Origin of the sequence: Salipaludibacillus sp. CF4.18 (assembly GCF_051262595.1) — a bacterium.
Classification (GTDB): domain Bacteria; phylum Bacillota; class Bacilli; order Bacillales; family Salisediminibacteriaceae; genus Salipaludibacillus; species Salipaludibacillus neizhouensis.
Genome location: NZ_JBIMEV010000084.1, coordinates 1 through 14,136, shown reverse-complemented (window position 1 = coordinate 14,136; position 14,136 = coordinate 1). Strand labels below are relative to the sequence as shown.

General features: G+C 36.6%; 15 protein-coding genes and 1 pseudogene. 10 read left to right on the top strand and 6 right to left on the bottom strand.

Going from position 1 to position 14,136, the window contains the following annotated elements:
• Positions 1 to 126: 126 nt before the first annotated feature.
• From ACHABW_RS24335 to ACHABW_RS24315, 5 genes and pseudogenes are all read right to left on the bottom strand, one after another.
• Positions 127 to 405: pseudogene (locus tag ACHABW_RS24335) on the bottom strand (Na+/H+ antiporter NhaC family protein); the annotation flags it as partial.
• A gap of 111 nt (positions 406 to 516) precedes the next feature.
• Complete coding sequence (locus tag ACHABW_RS24330) at positions 517 to 1,530, bottom strand: hypothetical protein (RefSeq protein ID WP_435759428.1); 1,014 nt, start codon at positions 1,528 to 1,530, stop codon at positions 517 to 519.
• A 198-nt stretch (positions 1,531 to 1,728) separates the two neighbouring features.
• Entirely contained in the window at positions 1,729 to 2,241 is a 513-nt protein-coding gene (locus ACHABW_RS24325) for a DUF4652 domain-containing protein (RefSeq protein WP_435759426.1), read from the bottom strand.
• On the bottom strand, positions 2,228 to 2,494 hold the full coding sequence (locus ACHABW_RS24320) for a hypothetical protein (RefSeq protein ID WP_435759424.1): 267 nt from the start codon (positions 2,492 to 2,494) through the stop codon (positions 2,228 to 2,230). Before ACHABW_RS24320 ends, ACHABW_RS24325 begins: the two co-directional genes overlap by 14 nt.
• Positions 2,478 to 2,699 carry a restriction endonuclease gene (locus ACHABW_RS24315; RefSeq protein ID WP_435759422.1) on the bottom strand — a complete coding sequence of 74 codons (222 nt, stop codon included), beginning with the start codon at positions 2,697 to 2,699 and terminating at the stop codon, positions 2,478 to 2,480. Before ACHABW_RS24315 ends, ACHABW_RS24320 begins: the two co-directional genes overlap by 17 nt.
• 592 nt (positions 2,700 to 3,291) lie before the next feature.
• Between ACHABW_RS24315 and ACHABW_RS24310 the strand changes: the two genes are divergently transcribed.
• Both ACHABW_RS24310 and ACHABW_RS24305 read left to right on the top strand, forming a co-directional pair.
• The gene (locus ACHABW_RS24310; RefSeq protein ID WP_435759420.1) at positions 3,292 to 3,456 is read left to right on the top strand and encodes a recombinase family protein; all 165 of its coding nucleotides are present in this window, start codon (positions 3,292 to 3,294) and stop codon (positions 3,454 to 3,456) included.
• A 5-nt stretch (positions 3,457 to 3,461) separates the two neighbouring features.
• Positions 3,462 to 3,797, top strand: a complete 336-nt coding sequence (locus ACHABW_RS24305; RefSeq protein ID WP_435759418.1) for a recombinase family protein — start codon at positions 3,462 to 3,464, stop codon at positions 3,795 to 3,797.
• Positions 3,798 to 3,943: 146 nt separating this feature from the next.
• On the opposite strand, the gene ACHABW_RS24300 is transcribed toward ACHABW_RS24305, so the two are convergent.
• A complete protein-coding gene (locus tag ACHABW_RS24300) occupies positions 3,944 to 4,216 on the bottom strand; it encodes a GNAT family N-acetyltransferase (protein WP_435759416.1) in 273 nt (90 codons plus the stop codon).
• 225 nt (positions 4,217 to 4,441) lie between these two features.
• Here ACHABW_RS24300 and ACHABW_RS24295 point away from each other — a divergent pair, with 225 nt between their 5' ends.
• From ACHABW_RS24295 to ACHABW_RS24260, 8 genes are all read left to right on the top strand, one after another.
• Positions 4,442 to 5,947 (top strand): spore germination protein, encoded by a 1,506-nt coding sequence (locus tag ACHABW_RS24295; RefSeq protein ID WP_435759414.1) that lies wholly within the window; start codon positions 4,442 to 4,444, stop codon positions 5,945 to 5,947.
• Between the two features lie 18 nt (positions 5,948 to 5,965).
• Positions 5,966 to 7,114: a Ger(x)C family spore germination protein gene (locus tag ACHABW_RS24290; protein ID WP_435759412.1), complete on the top strand. Its 1,149-nt coding sequence runs from the start codon at positions 5,966 to 5,968 to the stop codon at positions 7,112 to 7,114.
• Between the two features lie 2 nt (positions 7,115 to 7,116).
• The gene (locus ACHABW_RS24285; RefSeq protein WP_435759410.1) at positions 7,117 to 7,314 is read left to right on the top strand and encodes a hypothetical protein; all 198 of its coding nucleotides are present in this window, start codon (positions 7,117 to 7,119) and stop codon (positions 7,312 to 7,314) included.
• A gap of 74 nt (positions 7,315 to 7,388) precedes the next feature.
• Positions 7,389 to 8,504: a GerAB/ArcD/ProY family transporter gene (locus ACHABW_RS24280; RefSeq protein ID WP_435759408.1), complete on the top strand. Its 1,116-nt coding sequence runs from the start codon at positions 7,389 to 7,391 to the stop codon at positions 8,502 to 8,504.
• A gap of 401 nt (positions 8,505 to 8,905) precedes the next feature.
• Complete coding sequence (locus ACHABW_RS24275; RefSeq protein WP_435759406.1) at positions 8,906 to 10,411, top strand: GMC oxidoreductase; 1,506 nt, start codon at positions 8,906 to 8,908, stop codon at positions 10,409 to 10,411.
• A 3-nt stretch (positions 10,412 to 10,414) separates the two neighbouring features.
• Positions 10,415 to 12,730 carry a TIM barrel protein gene (locus ACHABW_RS24270; RefSeq protein ID WP_435759404.1) on the top strand — a complete coding sequence of 772 codons (2,316 nt, stop codon included), beginning with the start codon at positions 10,415 to 10,417 and terminating at the stop codon, positions 12,728 to 12,730.
• Between the two features lie 737 nt (positions 12,731 to 13,467).
• Positions 13,468 to 13,599: a S8 family serine peptidase gene (locus ACHABW_RS24265; protein WP_435759402.1), complete on the top strand. Its 132-nt coding sequence runs from the start codon at positions 13,468 to 13,470 to the stop codon at positions 13,597 to 13,599.
• 3 nt (positions 13,600 to 13,602) lie between these two features.
• Positions 13,603 to 14,136, top strand: a 534-nt coding sequence (locus tag ACHABW_RS24260) for a hypothetical protein (RefSeq protein ID WP_435759401.1), incomplete at its 3' end; no start/stop codon positions are given.

Sequence of the window (14,136 nt, the reverse complement as noted above, 5' to 3'; positions counted from 1 at the left end):
AATTTCGCACCTTGAAGGTAAGGTTACTTTCGAGGTGTGGATTTCTGTAAAAGTTTGGACTAAAAGGGTTTACACTATGATGCATGATTCCAAATAGAATCTAAAATCAGATTTATATCGGTAATCTTAATACCCTACCCATCCAATGGAAGCAATATAGTATAGGATAACAGAAGCAATTACAACCCAAATCAAGAATAATGGCATCATAAATTTAATCCATGATCCAAAATTAGCTTTAGCTAATGCAATGGATCCAATCGTAACCCCTAGTGTAGGTGTAATGAGATTACCTAAACCTCCACCAAATCCAATAGTTGTAATAAGTACTTGGTTTGTCATTCCCAACACATCTGCCACAGGTTGTAAAATTGGAATCATGATCCCCATCAATCCTGAACCAGAAGGAACAAGAAATTAAATATTGCATTTAATAGGAAAATAAATATTGCTGATATACCGACTGGTAAATCGGCTAACTGACCAGTTGAAACGTTAACGAGGGTGTTTAAAATATTACCCTGAGTTAAAATCACACTTACGGTAGTTGCTAGTAAAGGATTCAACCATCTCATTCATTGTTTTCCTTTTAAGTAGGTAACATAAAACAAATGCTATAAAGAAAAGCGTAACAAATGTCCCATTTCCCAATGTGTCAGCCCAATTAAGAACAGTGTTTCCGAAAGCCAAAACCATTGGTGCAGCAATCATAATCAATAGTACTGCAACATCTTGCCATGTTATTTTTTTAACAGTTTTATTGGATTCCGCAGTATCTTCATCTAATTCTTTTAGCCACTCATCATTATTCATAAAACTTTTGGAAGAGTCTTTCGCAACTCTTTTTACGTACCACATCACATAAATTGCTGTTATAACAATAAATATTAAGAAAATAATTGTCCGCATCCCATATCCTGAAAAGAGCGGAATATCGGTCGATATCATCTGCCCAATCAATGCCATACCAGAAGGTCCTACGGAGAAACCTAGAAATAATGGTAGAAATGTAACCGCTAATGCTGTTATAGGATCTAATTTTAATTGCTTTGTTAATATAACCCCAAGTGTAACGAAAACAATCATCATATCTCCACCAATAAAAAATCCTATCAATCCCATTAACGAGAACAATCCAAGTACTAAAGCATTTGCACCAGCCTTTTTAAATCGATATACGAGATAATTAATTACATTCGGAATGGAATTCAGCATGAAAATTGCACCAAAAAATCTACCCATAAATAATAGAATGACGACGATTGTACTAGATTGTATTCCGCCCACTAGCACTAAATTTAGTGCATCAATAGGGTTCACAGGAGTTTGGTCTATGGAATAGTATGTCCCAGGTAATGCAACACCACTTTCATCCGTTTCAAATTCTCCAGCAGGAATTAAATATGTTAATGCACAAGCAAATAACATGATAAGGAGCATCATAACAAGGACATTCGGTAACTGAAATTTTTTCTTTGATTTCTGACTTTTAGTAATATCCTTTTCTTCTTTTAATGCTGGTTGAGCCATAATTAATCACACCCTTCAGACTATTCAGTCAATTTTTTAATCCACTATTTTCAAACCTGCTTCAACAAATAACTCTCTAATATCCCTCTTCTCAGGATGGAAGTTAACTTCTTTATCGCTGTTTAAAAAGTCATACCTTTATAAACAAAAAAGACAAGCATATAAGCTCATCTTTTCAATCAACTAATATTGAGAATCTCAATAGCTCAATAAGGAGTCTAAAGATATGTTGTTTGAATACACTTCCGATTCAATATAATTATCGTCTTTGTATCTAATTCCTTCATAATATAAAACGCCATCTTCTATATAGAAGTCGGTAATTTGAATTTTGTCTTCATAATTAGTGATTCGTGTTTTTTCTTTTGTTTCTATGTTAACAATGAATATATTGCCCCCAACAGCTAACGTTCCATAACCATATCCAATTATAACAAGGATACGACTATCGTCTTTCCAAATTACATTTTTGGGAACGTACTCTTCTTCAGAAGCAACTAGTACTCCTTTGTCTCCTTTTTGAAGGTCTACTAAATACAAGTTTCCTCTTGTTTCCCATTCGCTAGGCGAAATGTAAACAGCTTTTTTGTTATCCGATGATTTTTTTGGTTCAGATGGAAAATCGCTAGCTAGAATTTCGATCTCGCCATTGGGATATACTAGTTCCACTGTTTCAGACTTGGAATTGAATTGAATATCAATCATTGTCATTTAAATCAACACCTTCCTTAAATTCACCGTAATACAAAATATCAGTTAAATCTGGATGTTCAATACAAATTTCTTCTACTTCTGCTAATCCCATTATACGGCATTTGGAGCCTCCAAGATACATGCGGGAACTTTCATATATGGTATCCATCTGATTCGACGTTGGATTGAAAGACAACGCCAATATCCAGAAATCAGGTTTGTGATTTGCACCTTTTATTATGTCATTAGTGATTTCAGTAATTGATGGCATTTTTTCGTTTCTTACATTGGAACACCCATTTCCGTTCGTAACCCAATTTAAACGGGAGGTCTTCATATGTATATGCAACTACATCTCTTCCTTTATCACTTCCGTGTTCACCATGCCACTCTCTTTTTTTGAAGTTGCTGCGTCCTAGTGCATAGAACATGAAAAGTTCAAAATTAGTTCCACTTACGTTATCCCACTTTATCATAATTTTCCTCCTACAAGAATTTAAACTTGATACATATATTTTATCATGTGTTGTGGGCTAATTTATACAAATGTAAATACTAAAAATATTTCCCTTCCACTATTAAACTTTTGGAAACTCATTAAAATAGTTAATCGACTTTACCTTGAGACTAGTTAGTCTGTAATTAAGTGTACAGAAGTTTATAAACTTTAAGTTAAAGAAGCGTGGTCAAACTCCACCGTCTTTAGACGGTATAAGCTTTTAGCCTTGCCTTTTATTTTTATTTTGACCTTGATCTTTTACACCTGGGTTTAGCAAAACTAATATTTATGTTGGATGAGATATTCTTAATTGTAAAAAAGAACCAATTAAATTACAAAATAAATAATTTAATTAGGACCTAATGTGAGTTCAGTCCAATTTAGGGTGCTTAAGCATAAGATCATTTAGAAGACTTCAGTCTTAAGGGCGACTTTAAGTCGCAGACAATTTATGTCTAAATCCACCTGCTTTAGCAGGTGGTCGTTTAAGACAAGGTGGGAGGTAGTTATGAAAATTAGGTTACGCGAGAGTTTCAACTGTCGGACAAAATTCAGCAACACAAAAGGAAATGCTGAAAGAATTTGGGTGTAAAAAAGTCTTTGTTGAAAAAATTACTGGAACAAGTACAGCTCATCGAGAAAAGTTTTTGGAAGCGATTGAATTTATGGATGCAGGTGACACGTTAGTTGTTACAAAAATTGACCGGATCGCACGTGTTCCATTATTGACTTGAACAACTTGGTCCAAAAATTAAATGCGAAAGAGATTAGTGTTCAGTTCATTAGAGATAATATGGAGTTTATGGCTGGTGCCGATTCGAATAGTATTCAGACACTACTCTTTAATATACTAGAGTCATTTGCACAGTTTGAAAGGGACTTAATTGTAGAACGAACTAAGCTACAAGGCAAACATATGGGTAGACCCAGCCGGTCCAAAAAGAATGTTGAGAGAGCTTTGGAGTTATATAAGCAACGAGAGACTAACGGAATGAGTGTAAATGATATCGCGAAGTTGACCAGTGTTCCGCGGAGTACAATTTATGCGGAAGTAAGAAAGACAAAAAGAAACTAAATCTTGAAATTAGTCTCTATTTTATTTCCCTATTTAATTAATTACCCTTTTGTGGAACAAGAGCAGCGACAGCTTCATGTGCTATTGCACCATTTAGTAAAAAGCTATTTTAAACTGGATAATATGTAACTGTATGAATGTACGTCTTAAAATAAATTACCCTCTCGTACCCAAGACCGAAGAATACCTTCGTTTTTAAAATTCGATTTCTCTAATAACTTACAAGATGCGTGATTATCTAAATCAACATACGCGGTTACTCTTTTTAACTTCCAGTCTAGAGATAGATGTTTTAAAAAAAGGTTAACCATATCAAAAGAAATTCCTTTTCTCTGATATTCCGATAACACAATATAGTCAATTTCTGCCCGATAATGAATTGAATTGTACCTCTTAAGAGTAATAAACCTAACAAACAAATTCCTTTGTATCTTTAAGTTTAGCTACATATCTTTTCCCAGTCTATGTCTGTATGCTTCTCTACTGCTCTCATCAGAAACTCATGATCGATGTTATCGAACAAACCTTTGATTATCAAATTCAAGTATCCAATTGTACTTCCAGCATCTTTTTCGAGTTCTCCTGTATATTAATTCTATTTTGATAAATAATATGACAAACAAGGAAAAAATGAGGCTGGTAATATGTTGCCGAATGAATTTGCTCCCATTTCACCCAATTTAGCTGAAAGCAAAAATAGCATAGATAAATTATTTTCAAATTGTGAAGATCTTAAAATTTTTCATTGGCAATATGGACCGGAGCTCACACATTCTGCTATGTCGGTGTATTTTGATACATTGGTACAAGAAAAAAGTGTGAATTATATGAAAGAAACGATGCAGGATTTAGTCCCACATGAAATTGGTCCAGCCACGTTAGTGCAACCAAAAGATGTCATTCGCTTTTTTAGTTGCCATGGAATATCTGCACAAAATGCAGTTGTGATCGATCACTTTGATGAAGCAGTGAACAATATATTACAAGGGCATATCTTGATCTTTTTCGATAGTTGGGAAAAAGCATTGTCTTACTCTCAAGCTGGTCAACTTAACGTACGAGATGTTGCTGAACCTACAATGGAATCGGTCGTCAAAGGGCCACGTGAAGGTACTGTTGAACAACTTAAGCGTAATATCGGATTGTTACGGTATCGTCTCGCCAATCCTAATTTTAAAATTGAAAAATTGTACGGAGGTGGAGAAACAAGAACAGAAATTGCTTTCGGTTATCTTGAAGGAAGAGTCGATCAAGAAACGCTATCTGAATTTAAAAAAAGAATACAAAGAGCAAAAGAAGGAGACATTTTGGAAACAGGGTATATTGAAGAGTTGATTGAAGACTCAACATATTCCGCTTTTCCACAATACCGATCGACGGAACGTCCTGATGTAGCGGTTTCAAGCTTATTGGAAGGGAAAATTATTGTATTAGTTGAAGGGACAGGAATGATTTTAATTTGTCCAGGGCTATTTACTGAATTTTTTCATGCCAGTGAAGATTATTATCATCGTGTCGTGTTCTCTTCATTTATTCGCTTGTTAAGAATCGGAGCTTTTTTAATGGCGTTATCTTTACCGAGTATTTTCATTGCGTTAACGACTTTTCACCCTGAGCTTATTCCAACTAATTTGTTAATGACGATTTTAGATACCCGTGAAGGATTACCTTTTCCAGCTTTTCTTGAAGCCTTGATTATGATTATCTTTTTTGAATTATTACGCGAAGCTGGTATCCGATTACCAAAGTCTATTGGTGCAGCAGTAAGTATCGTTGGAGCACTCATTATCGGTGAAGCGGCAATCAATGCGAACATCGCATCTCCAGCGATTGTTATTTTAGTCGCTTTAACAGGAATTGGGTCCTTTTCGATGCCTCACTATAATATCTCGATTACTATTAGGCTCCTACAATTTCCGTTGATGGTTTTAGCTGCTTTCTTAGGTGGATTTGGGATTATGATTGGTTTTATCCTTATCATGACCCACATTACAAATTTAAGGTCATTGGGACAACCATATTTTAGTCCGCTAACTCCATTTCGCCCGAAGCAATTACTTGATGTGCTCATGAGGGCACCAATAAAAACATTGTGGAAATCCCAGCGGTACCAAGAGATGCAAACGAAATCGTTGAAGAAAGAACGGTAGATTATGAAGTTGCTGACTATGAATATTTTATCGATTGTCATGTTAGTTTTATGTTTAACTGGCTGTTGGAATAGTAAAGAACTTCCAGATTTAGGATTTGTTATGGGTGTTAGTTTAGATTTAACTGAAGATGGTATGACTGAAATGAATATGCAAGTTTACTCTCCGGAAGAGACGATTGGAGGAGGGGGCAGTGGCGGGGATACCCCCCAATACACGAATATCAAGATAGTATCTGAAAGTGTTTTTGCCGGAGTTCGTGATATCACTCGGCATTTAGGTCGAAAAGCTGAGTGGAGTCATATGCGAGTCATCTTGATTGGGGAACAATTTGTAAAGGAACAAAATATTGGAGAAATTCTTGAATTTTTTACTCGTGATCATGAAGTACGTTTGACTTCTCTTGCGGTCATTACCGAGGGAAAAGCTTCGGATTATTTAGAAGTACCACCTTTCATTGAACGAACTGTTAGTCAGAAATTGCGGACGATTGTCGAGCGCGGAGAAGAATTCTCTGCTAAAACCATCAAATCATTATTATTAGATGTAACTATGGAGTTAAATAAAAAAGTGAAAGTGGCTATGGTTTCGAGACTTCAAATGACAGAAGATAAACCTCAAATATTTAGTAATGGCGTCGCTGTGATAAGTAAAGGGAAAATGGTCGATAAGTTATCTTCTGAAGAGGTACAAAACGTTTTAATATTAACGGATCAATTTGAAGATGGAATCATTGAGTTTTCTTGTTTAGAGGAACGGAAGGAAACGAGAGGGAAGGAATCATTAGAAGTCTTATCTGTTACTACCAGTACTTCCTCTGATTTTATCGAAAAACCATTCACGGTAGAAAAGGTTGTAAAGATAGAGGGGATAATCGGTGAGATCAAATGCACGACAATTACTACGGAAGAAGAACTGAAAAAAGTTGAGGATCATATCACAAAAACGGTGAAAGCAGACCTAGAAGCAATAATAGAGCGTCTACAAGAAAAGAAAGTCGATGTACTTGGAATTGGAAATCAACTGTATCAACAAGCCCCTGCTTTATGGAAACAGTATGAACAGGAGTGGGATGACATCTTCGCCGACACTCGATTTACAATAGATGTAGAAGTTCACATTACTGGGACTGGAATGCCTACGGGTGAAAAAGTAATGGAGGAATAACATTGGTTGAAAATATACTATTTCTAGTGCTGTTTAGCTTAATTATTTTCTTATATGACTTTCCTAAATTAAAACAAACGAACCGAAAAGATCGGCTTGTTTATGGAATAATGATTCTTCCCATCCTTTATTTAAGTCTTATTTTTGTATTGGATTTAGGATGGCCAACGCTGAATGACTTGTTCCATATTTATTTCTGATCCAGCTGAGCAAATTGTTAAAACGATTAAGGTTCCAATGTAAGTACCATTTATTAGTATGGCGAGGTGAACACATGAGTAAAGAGACATCGATAAGTTGTGGACAAATGGCTTGGTTATTTCTCGCTTTTATGGTGGGATCTGCTATTATTAACATCCCACAGCCTTTAGTACAGTCGGCGAATAATGGAGCTTGGTTGTCCATTGTGATTGCTACAGGATATGGACTTCTTCTATTATCATGTATCTTTTATTTATATCGGAAAAATCCCTATTGGAATCTTTTTGATTTTAGCATGATGCTGTTAGGAAAATGGGTGACTGTTATTATCTCAATACCGATCATTTTATTATTTTTTTTAATCCTTTCATATATCGTTATCGATATTGGTGCATTTTTTAACATAGCTCTAATGAGAGAAACTCCAAATTATATTATTCATGGGTTGATTTTACTAGTCGCTGGAGTAGCAGTAAAAGCAGGGATCGAAGTGATGGCGCGGATGTTCGTTCTACTATTAACGTATGTACTATTATTTACATTCACAGTTGTCATATTAGCTTTTCCATTTTATGAGGTGGGAAATTTGTTACCTGTTTTTCCAGAAGGACTAAAACCAGTCATTCATGGTACATATATGATCTTAGGGTTTCCTTATGGTGAACTCGTAGTTATTTCATTTTTACTACCGTTTGTAAGCAAGGAGAGAAATCAATCGTTAAAAAAATATATGTTTTTAGTTCTTCTAGTTTATGGAGGGCTGCTCATTATGTCTATTCTTACAACGATTATGGCACTAGGGCCACTGACAGGAACATTGAAGTTTTCTCTTTTTCAATTAGCACGGTTGATCAATATTAGGGAAATTATAACGAGGATTGAGTCGTTTATTGGGATTGCTCTAGTTGTCGGTTCGTTTATGAAAACAACGATTATGTTGTTTATCCTAAAAGAGACGCTTGCAAGGCTATTAAAGCTAAAGGATAAACAGATAATTATCTTCCCCATTTTATTTATTACTTTACTTCTAACGCTTACGATGTTCGCCAATGAGATGGAGTTTTTTGACGCGGTATTTGTTTATTTACCATTACTAATTACCGTCATCCTCGTTCTGCCCCTAATAATTATAACGATTCTTGCCATGATAAAGAATGATAAAATAAAGCCAACCGGTAAAAGCGTGTAACGATAATTAATCAGGTGTTTATGCTGAATAGTTATTTTTTTACCACAGTCTTTACGTCTGTGGTTTTTTTATTTCTAGACTTGCTAATGGTGAGTGTTGATTTTGGGCTCTACACACTTTGAAACAGTGTTTGTAATAAACTATTTAATAATCTGGTTCACTCCCAAAAAGGTTTTTAGCCACCCTCACATACAATATACAGTGTTTGAAAGCGGACTCCATGTATATTGTGTTTTTAGAGAGTCGTTTTTTAAAAAGTGGGCTTTTTGGGGTCTAACCATAATCTCAAAACTAAACGATCCCGTCTAAATGTAAGATTTCTTAAGAATATCGGCTTATTTTAATAATAAGAATAAGTTAGGTTCAGTAAAATTCAGAAAGTCTGTTAAGGATGTGATACGTTGAGAATATCACAAGGTACAAACAATAAGGCAAAACAATCCAATGCCGAATATATAAGTATACCTTGGCTTCCATTAACTTCTCTAGAAGAGATGGAAAGGATTGAATATGATGTTTTAATTGTTGGTTCTGGAATAGGAGGGGGGTCAGTTACGTGGAGGTTATGTAATCAGTGGGGAATAAATGAAAAAAAAATTGGAGTCATTGAAAAAGGAAATTTCCTCATCCCAACACAAGCGGCTAATCTCCCGACGATGAATAGTGCACGGATGCAAGCATACTTTGATAATGTCTCCTATCCCTTAGGGAGAATGCTTCCAGAATTTCGTGGGGCAAGGCAAGTATTTGCATTCGGAGGTAGAACTTTGTTTTGGAATGCCGTTAGTCCAAGGTTAAATCCTTACGAAATAGCAGATTGGCCTGTTAGCTTTGAAGAGATGGAAGCCTATTATCTAATCGCTGAAAGAGTCATGAATGTCACGCAGATGTTTTCTGAAGATTCTTCCATGACGAAAGTTTTCTTAAATGAACTACAACGCAGGGGACTGGTAGAGGCAACCCAAATACCGATTGCCGCAGACATTAGATCGGCCTTATCAAAAAAACATAGTATGAAAGGCTATGAAGTATTTTTTGGTTCCATCTCTTTTTTTGCTCAAGCTTTAAATCATCGACCTTTTGATTTGGCAATAAATGCTCGAGCGGTTCAAGTCGTTGTTGATCAAGGGGAAATAAAAGGAATCGTCGTCATGTCTCCGAATAAGAAATCGTATTTTATCCAAGCGAAAACAGTTGTGTTGTCAGCCAGTACATTTGAAACTCCTCGTTTACTCCTTCACTCTGGCATTGAAGGAAGAGCAATTGGTCATTACTTAATGAATCAATCATATGTAACTGCAACTGGAACGATCAGACGTGAGCAGTTCCCAGGCTTATTAGGGACACTTGGGATCCTCATTCCGTCAATAAAAGATCGGCCTTATCAAATACAGATGAGAGGTCCTAGTGGTTTCTTTTGGAATCAACCTTATCAGGAAAAGCCGTACTTGGAAGAACCTGGTGTTGATTTTCTTTGTTTTGGTGAAGTAGAGCCTCGTTATGATAATAAGGTCACACTAGATCCTTTTAGAAAGGATGAGTATGGTGTACCTGAAATACAAGTTGAATTTTCTTTTAGTGAAAGGGATCAACAAATCATTCGTAAAATGGCAGAAGCTGTTGAACATATTTCAGCTTATTTAGGGATAAACATAATGAGAAATGATGGTCAATCGTCTATCTGTCTCATGCCTCCTGGCGATCTTAATCATGACTCAGGAACTTGTCGGATGGGTGATGATCCAGCGACGTCTGTAGTGAATAGGTTTGGGCAAGTTCATGGGATTACTGGCCTTTTCGTAGCAGATCAAAGTGTCTTTCCTTCGATCGGGGCACCTAACTTAGGATTATCAACGGCTGCATTAGCCATTCGTACAGCCGACTATATTTTACGACAGGGGCGATGATCGATGATTACAATTTCCGTTCTTGCAGATGAAGTTTCACCAGATATCGAAACACAAATAGACGTACTTGAGTCTCTTGGCATTGGTACGATAGAATTACGTACGGTCGAAGGAGAAAACGTTATCGACCTTAAAGATGGTGAATTGACCAAACTAAAGCAGCAGTTGAAAGCTCATTGCTTTCAAGTGTCAGCAATTGCTTCACGCGTCGGGAGGAACTGGATCACAGAACCTTTTGCACCACATATAGAGGATTTATTTCGAACGATTCAAGTAGCGAAATTTTTTGATACGCCTTATATTCGCATTTTTTCATTTATCATTCCAGTTGGGGAGGATCCATTACAGTATAGAGATGAAGTGATCAGGAGACTTCAATTTCTGACGCAAATTGCTGAACGTGAAGGAGTCACTTTACTGCTTGAGAATGATTCTTTTATGTATGCAAATACAGGAGAACGTGCTCGTGATCTGCTAGAAGCGATTCATTCACCGAACTTACGTTATTTATTTGATCCTGCAAACTTTGTTCAATCCGGTGTTCTCCCAATGACAGATGCTTATTCTTTAGTGGAGCCTTATCTTTCTTACATTCATATGAAGGATGCTAGGATGGATACAGGTGAAGTCGTACCTCCTGGTGAAGGGGATGGAGAGATTAGGAAACTCTTAAAAACGTTAAAAGAGAAAAACTATTCCGGCTTTGTATCCATTGAGCCACGAGGTAGACCAGGTGAAGCGGATTTAAATTTCTTCCTAAAAGCTGTAAATGCCTTAAACTCGTTATTTGCTGAAGTAGGGCTACAGTGGGGTGAAAGTCAAGATTTACACGCCCAAAAACAAGGTCAAGCAAAAGAAAATGCGAAGAAACTTTACGAGCTTTCTCAGCCGTCGCCTACTCCAACAGGGCAATCGTCTGTACCAGTTCATTCTTGGATACCGATCACTCCACTAGAAGACATGGAGCAAGCTGATTATGATGTGCTTATTATTGGGAGTGGCGCTGGAGGAGGGGCGGCCTTATGGAGGCTTTGTGATCGATGGAGGAATAACGGAAAAAAAGTTGGTATGATCGAAGCTGGGGATTTATTAGTACCAACCAATTTATTTAATCTAGCTTTATTCTCTGCAGGCCGTGCCTTAGAATATATTTCTCGTATCACAACTCCTACTGGAAACTGGCTCCCAGAGTTTTCAGGGGCAAAACAAATATTTGCTCTTGGGGGAAGGACGATCCAATGGGCAGCCGTAACGCCACGTATGCCACCGTATCTTTTATCAAAGTGGCCTGTTCCAAAAAAAGAAATGGATTATTATTATCATATCGCTGAACAAGTGATGAATGTTAACAAAGTTTTTGCAAATTCTAGTTTAATTATGAGTAACATACTAGACGTGCTTAGAAAGAATGGGCTTACCGATGCGATCCCTCTTCCGATGGCGATTGACCTTAATCCAACACAACATGGTGAAATTCATTCTAACGCTTACTTTAGTTCGATTTTATTTCTTGCAAAAGCATTGAATCAAAAAGCATTTGATCTCGCTATAAATGCTCGTGCAGTGCAACTATATATTGAAAATGGTAAAGCGACTGGAGTTAAAGTGATGTCACCAGATTTAAAATCGTACTATATTAAAGCAAAGACAATTATTGTATCAGGGAGTACCCTTGAAACTCCACGATTGCTTCTTTATTCAGGGGTACCAGGACCAGCGATTGGCCATTATTTACTTGATCATTCTGCAGTTTCTGCGCTTGGAGCCGTTGATCAGAAGAAGCTACCTGACGATTTAGGTTTATTAGGGGTCTTGATTCCTAATCGGAGGGATCGTCCTTACCAAATTGAAATGGGTATAGACTCAAACCTATTTGAAGATCAATTAGGAACTGTTATTAACGGTTACGGAAGTGTAGAACCACAGTATGAAAACAGAGTCTCACTTAGTCCCACTTTAAAAGATAAATTTGGAGTGCCGATGATTGATGTAAACTTTAGATATAGTAATAAAGATCAAGCAGTTCTTCAACAAATGATCAATGGTATGGAAAAATTATTACCTACTTTATATTGGGTTGAAGGCCAACCTGCCATTACTCTAAGACCACCAGGAGACGATAATCATGAAGCAGGCACATGTCGTATCGGTCATAATCCGTTAACTTCTGCAGCGAATCCGTACGGTCAAATTCACGGCATATCGGGTCTTTACGTAGCAGATAATAGTGTTCTACCGTCTTTAGGAACTAACCCAACACTTTCGACAATTGCGCTAGCTATTCGTACGGCTGATTATATTATGCACCAGCTAAAATAATTGGGAAAAAAGCTAATTTTAAAACTGAAAGACTCGCCCACCGCACAAAATGCACTACTCTTTAATAGTTTTGTTTTAGGAATCTTTTAATCGAGCAACACATGTCAATATTGAGTTCTCACATTAGCCTATGAGTTGCGAATATTTATTTACAATCGTCTTAAATCTGTTGGGAAATACGAACATCCTACAAACCCACCACCGATTCCACCAAAAATTTTACAACTTTGGTGAGTTTTAGAACGTTTAAAGTATCAAGTGTTTACTTATTTCCTCTTGCTATTGTGAAAACGAGGAACAACATGAACTTCACTCAAGGTTTAACACCATACACAAAGGTTAGAAGGGGTACTGACTTTGTGTATGGTGTTGTTATTAAAAATAAGTTTGAATTTTTTATGGGCACATACAAAGTAGCGAATCTCATCTTTTGTCGCAACAATTTCCCAAGACGTCTCATCTTTAAAATACAAAATCTTCGCATCTAATGTATTTTTCAGCTCATATAAAGTCCCATTTTTCGAAATTAAAAACGGAATAAATGATACCTCAAAGACGTTCACCTCCTAAAACCATTCTCAATTGAAAAGCGACATTATCACTACGATCCAGGAAACTATCCTTATTCTTCCCCCTATCAATTCTAGACCCGTAATGACGATAGGTAACCTACTAAGTGTAAAACTCTTGCGAGTTCCATTCTCTTTTCAGCTTTCCCTCGTCCCACACCGTGCGTGATGACATCAAAAGACATTCCTAATGAGTTAATTACAACAGATATAGGGACAAGTTTTGCTGCGCCTCTAGTATCTAACAAAGCTGGAATGATTTTAAAATATTTTCCTACAGCATCTGGAAACCTAGTATGAGCAATGCTGGTTCATTCGGCCACACAAGCTTCAGAAGTAGGCCTCTTTGATGTTGAAAAACAACATATGGTATATGGATATGGTGTTTCTAACCTTGCTAGGGTTCTTGAATCAAATAATAAAATAGTAACTTTATATACTGAAGATAATTTAGATTTGGACAATTTTCATATTTATGAGATCCCTATTCCAAATGATTTTAATAATGTAGTTGGTGATAAGCAAATTACAGTAACGTTGGGGTTCAATCCTCCTGTAAGGCATACACGGAAGGATTACTTAGGCACAAAGATGTCTTTTAGATTAGTAAGAGACAAAAATGGACAAGAAGTAGTGGAGCATTTTAGAACACGTAAAAAAGAAGAAGGGTCCCCAGAGAAATTGGGGAGGTATAATTGTAAGATGGATCCGGGATCAACAATAAGGGGAAAAGGTACGGTTCAAAAAGCTTCTTTATATAGCAAAACAAAAACTAGACTATGGAATACTTTTTATTTGGTAGTTAGAAATGAATCGGTCTGGGCTTCAGAAGAATTT

Coding starts and splice junctions, on each gene's coding strand:
- ACHABW_RS24265 (WP_435759402.1), top strand. CDS start 13,468: ATGACATCAAAAGACATTCCTAATGAGTTAATTACAACAGATATAGGG.
- ACHABW_RS24310 (WP_435759420.1), top strand. CDS start 3,292: ATGCTGAAAGAATTTGGGTGTAAAAAAGTCTTTGTTGAAAAAATTACT.
- ACHABW_RS24330 (WP_435759428.1), bottom strand. CDS start 1,530: ATGGCTCAACCAGCATTAAAAGAAGAAAAGGATATTACTAAAAGTCAG.
- ACHABW_RS24295 (WP_435759414.1), top strand. CDS start 4,442: ATGTTGCCGAATGAATTTGCTCCCATTTCACCCAATTTAGCTGAAAGC.
- ACHABW_RS24270 (WP_435759404.1), top strand. CDS start 10,415: ATGATTACAATTTCCGTTCTTGCAGATGAAGTTTCACCAGATATCGAA.
- ACHABW_RS24280 (WP_435759408.1), top strand. CDS start 7,389: ATGAGTAAAGAGACATCGATAAGTTGTGGACAAATGGCTTGGTTATTT.
- ACHABW_RS24325 (WP_435759426.1), bottom strand. CDS start 2,241: ATGACAATGATTGATATTCAATTCAATTCCAAGTCTGAAACAGTGGAA.
- ACHABW_RS24315 (WP_435759422.1), bottom strand. CDS start 2,699: ATGATAAAGTGGGATAACGTAAGTGGAACTAATTTTGAACTTTTCATG.
- ACHABW_RS24320 (WP_435759424.1), bottom strand. CDS start 2,494: ATGCCATCAATTACTGAAATCACTAATGACATAATAAAAGGTGCAAAT.
- ACHABW_RS24290 (WP_435759412.1), top strand. CDS start 5,966: ATGAATATTTTATCGATTGTCATGTTAGTTTTATGTTTAACTGGCTGT.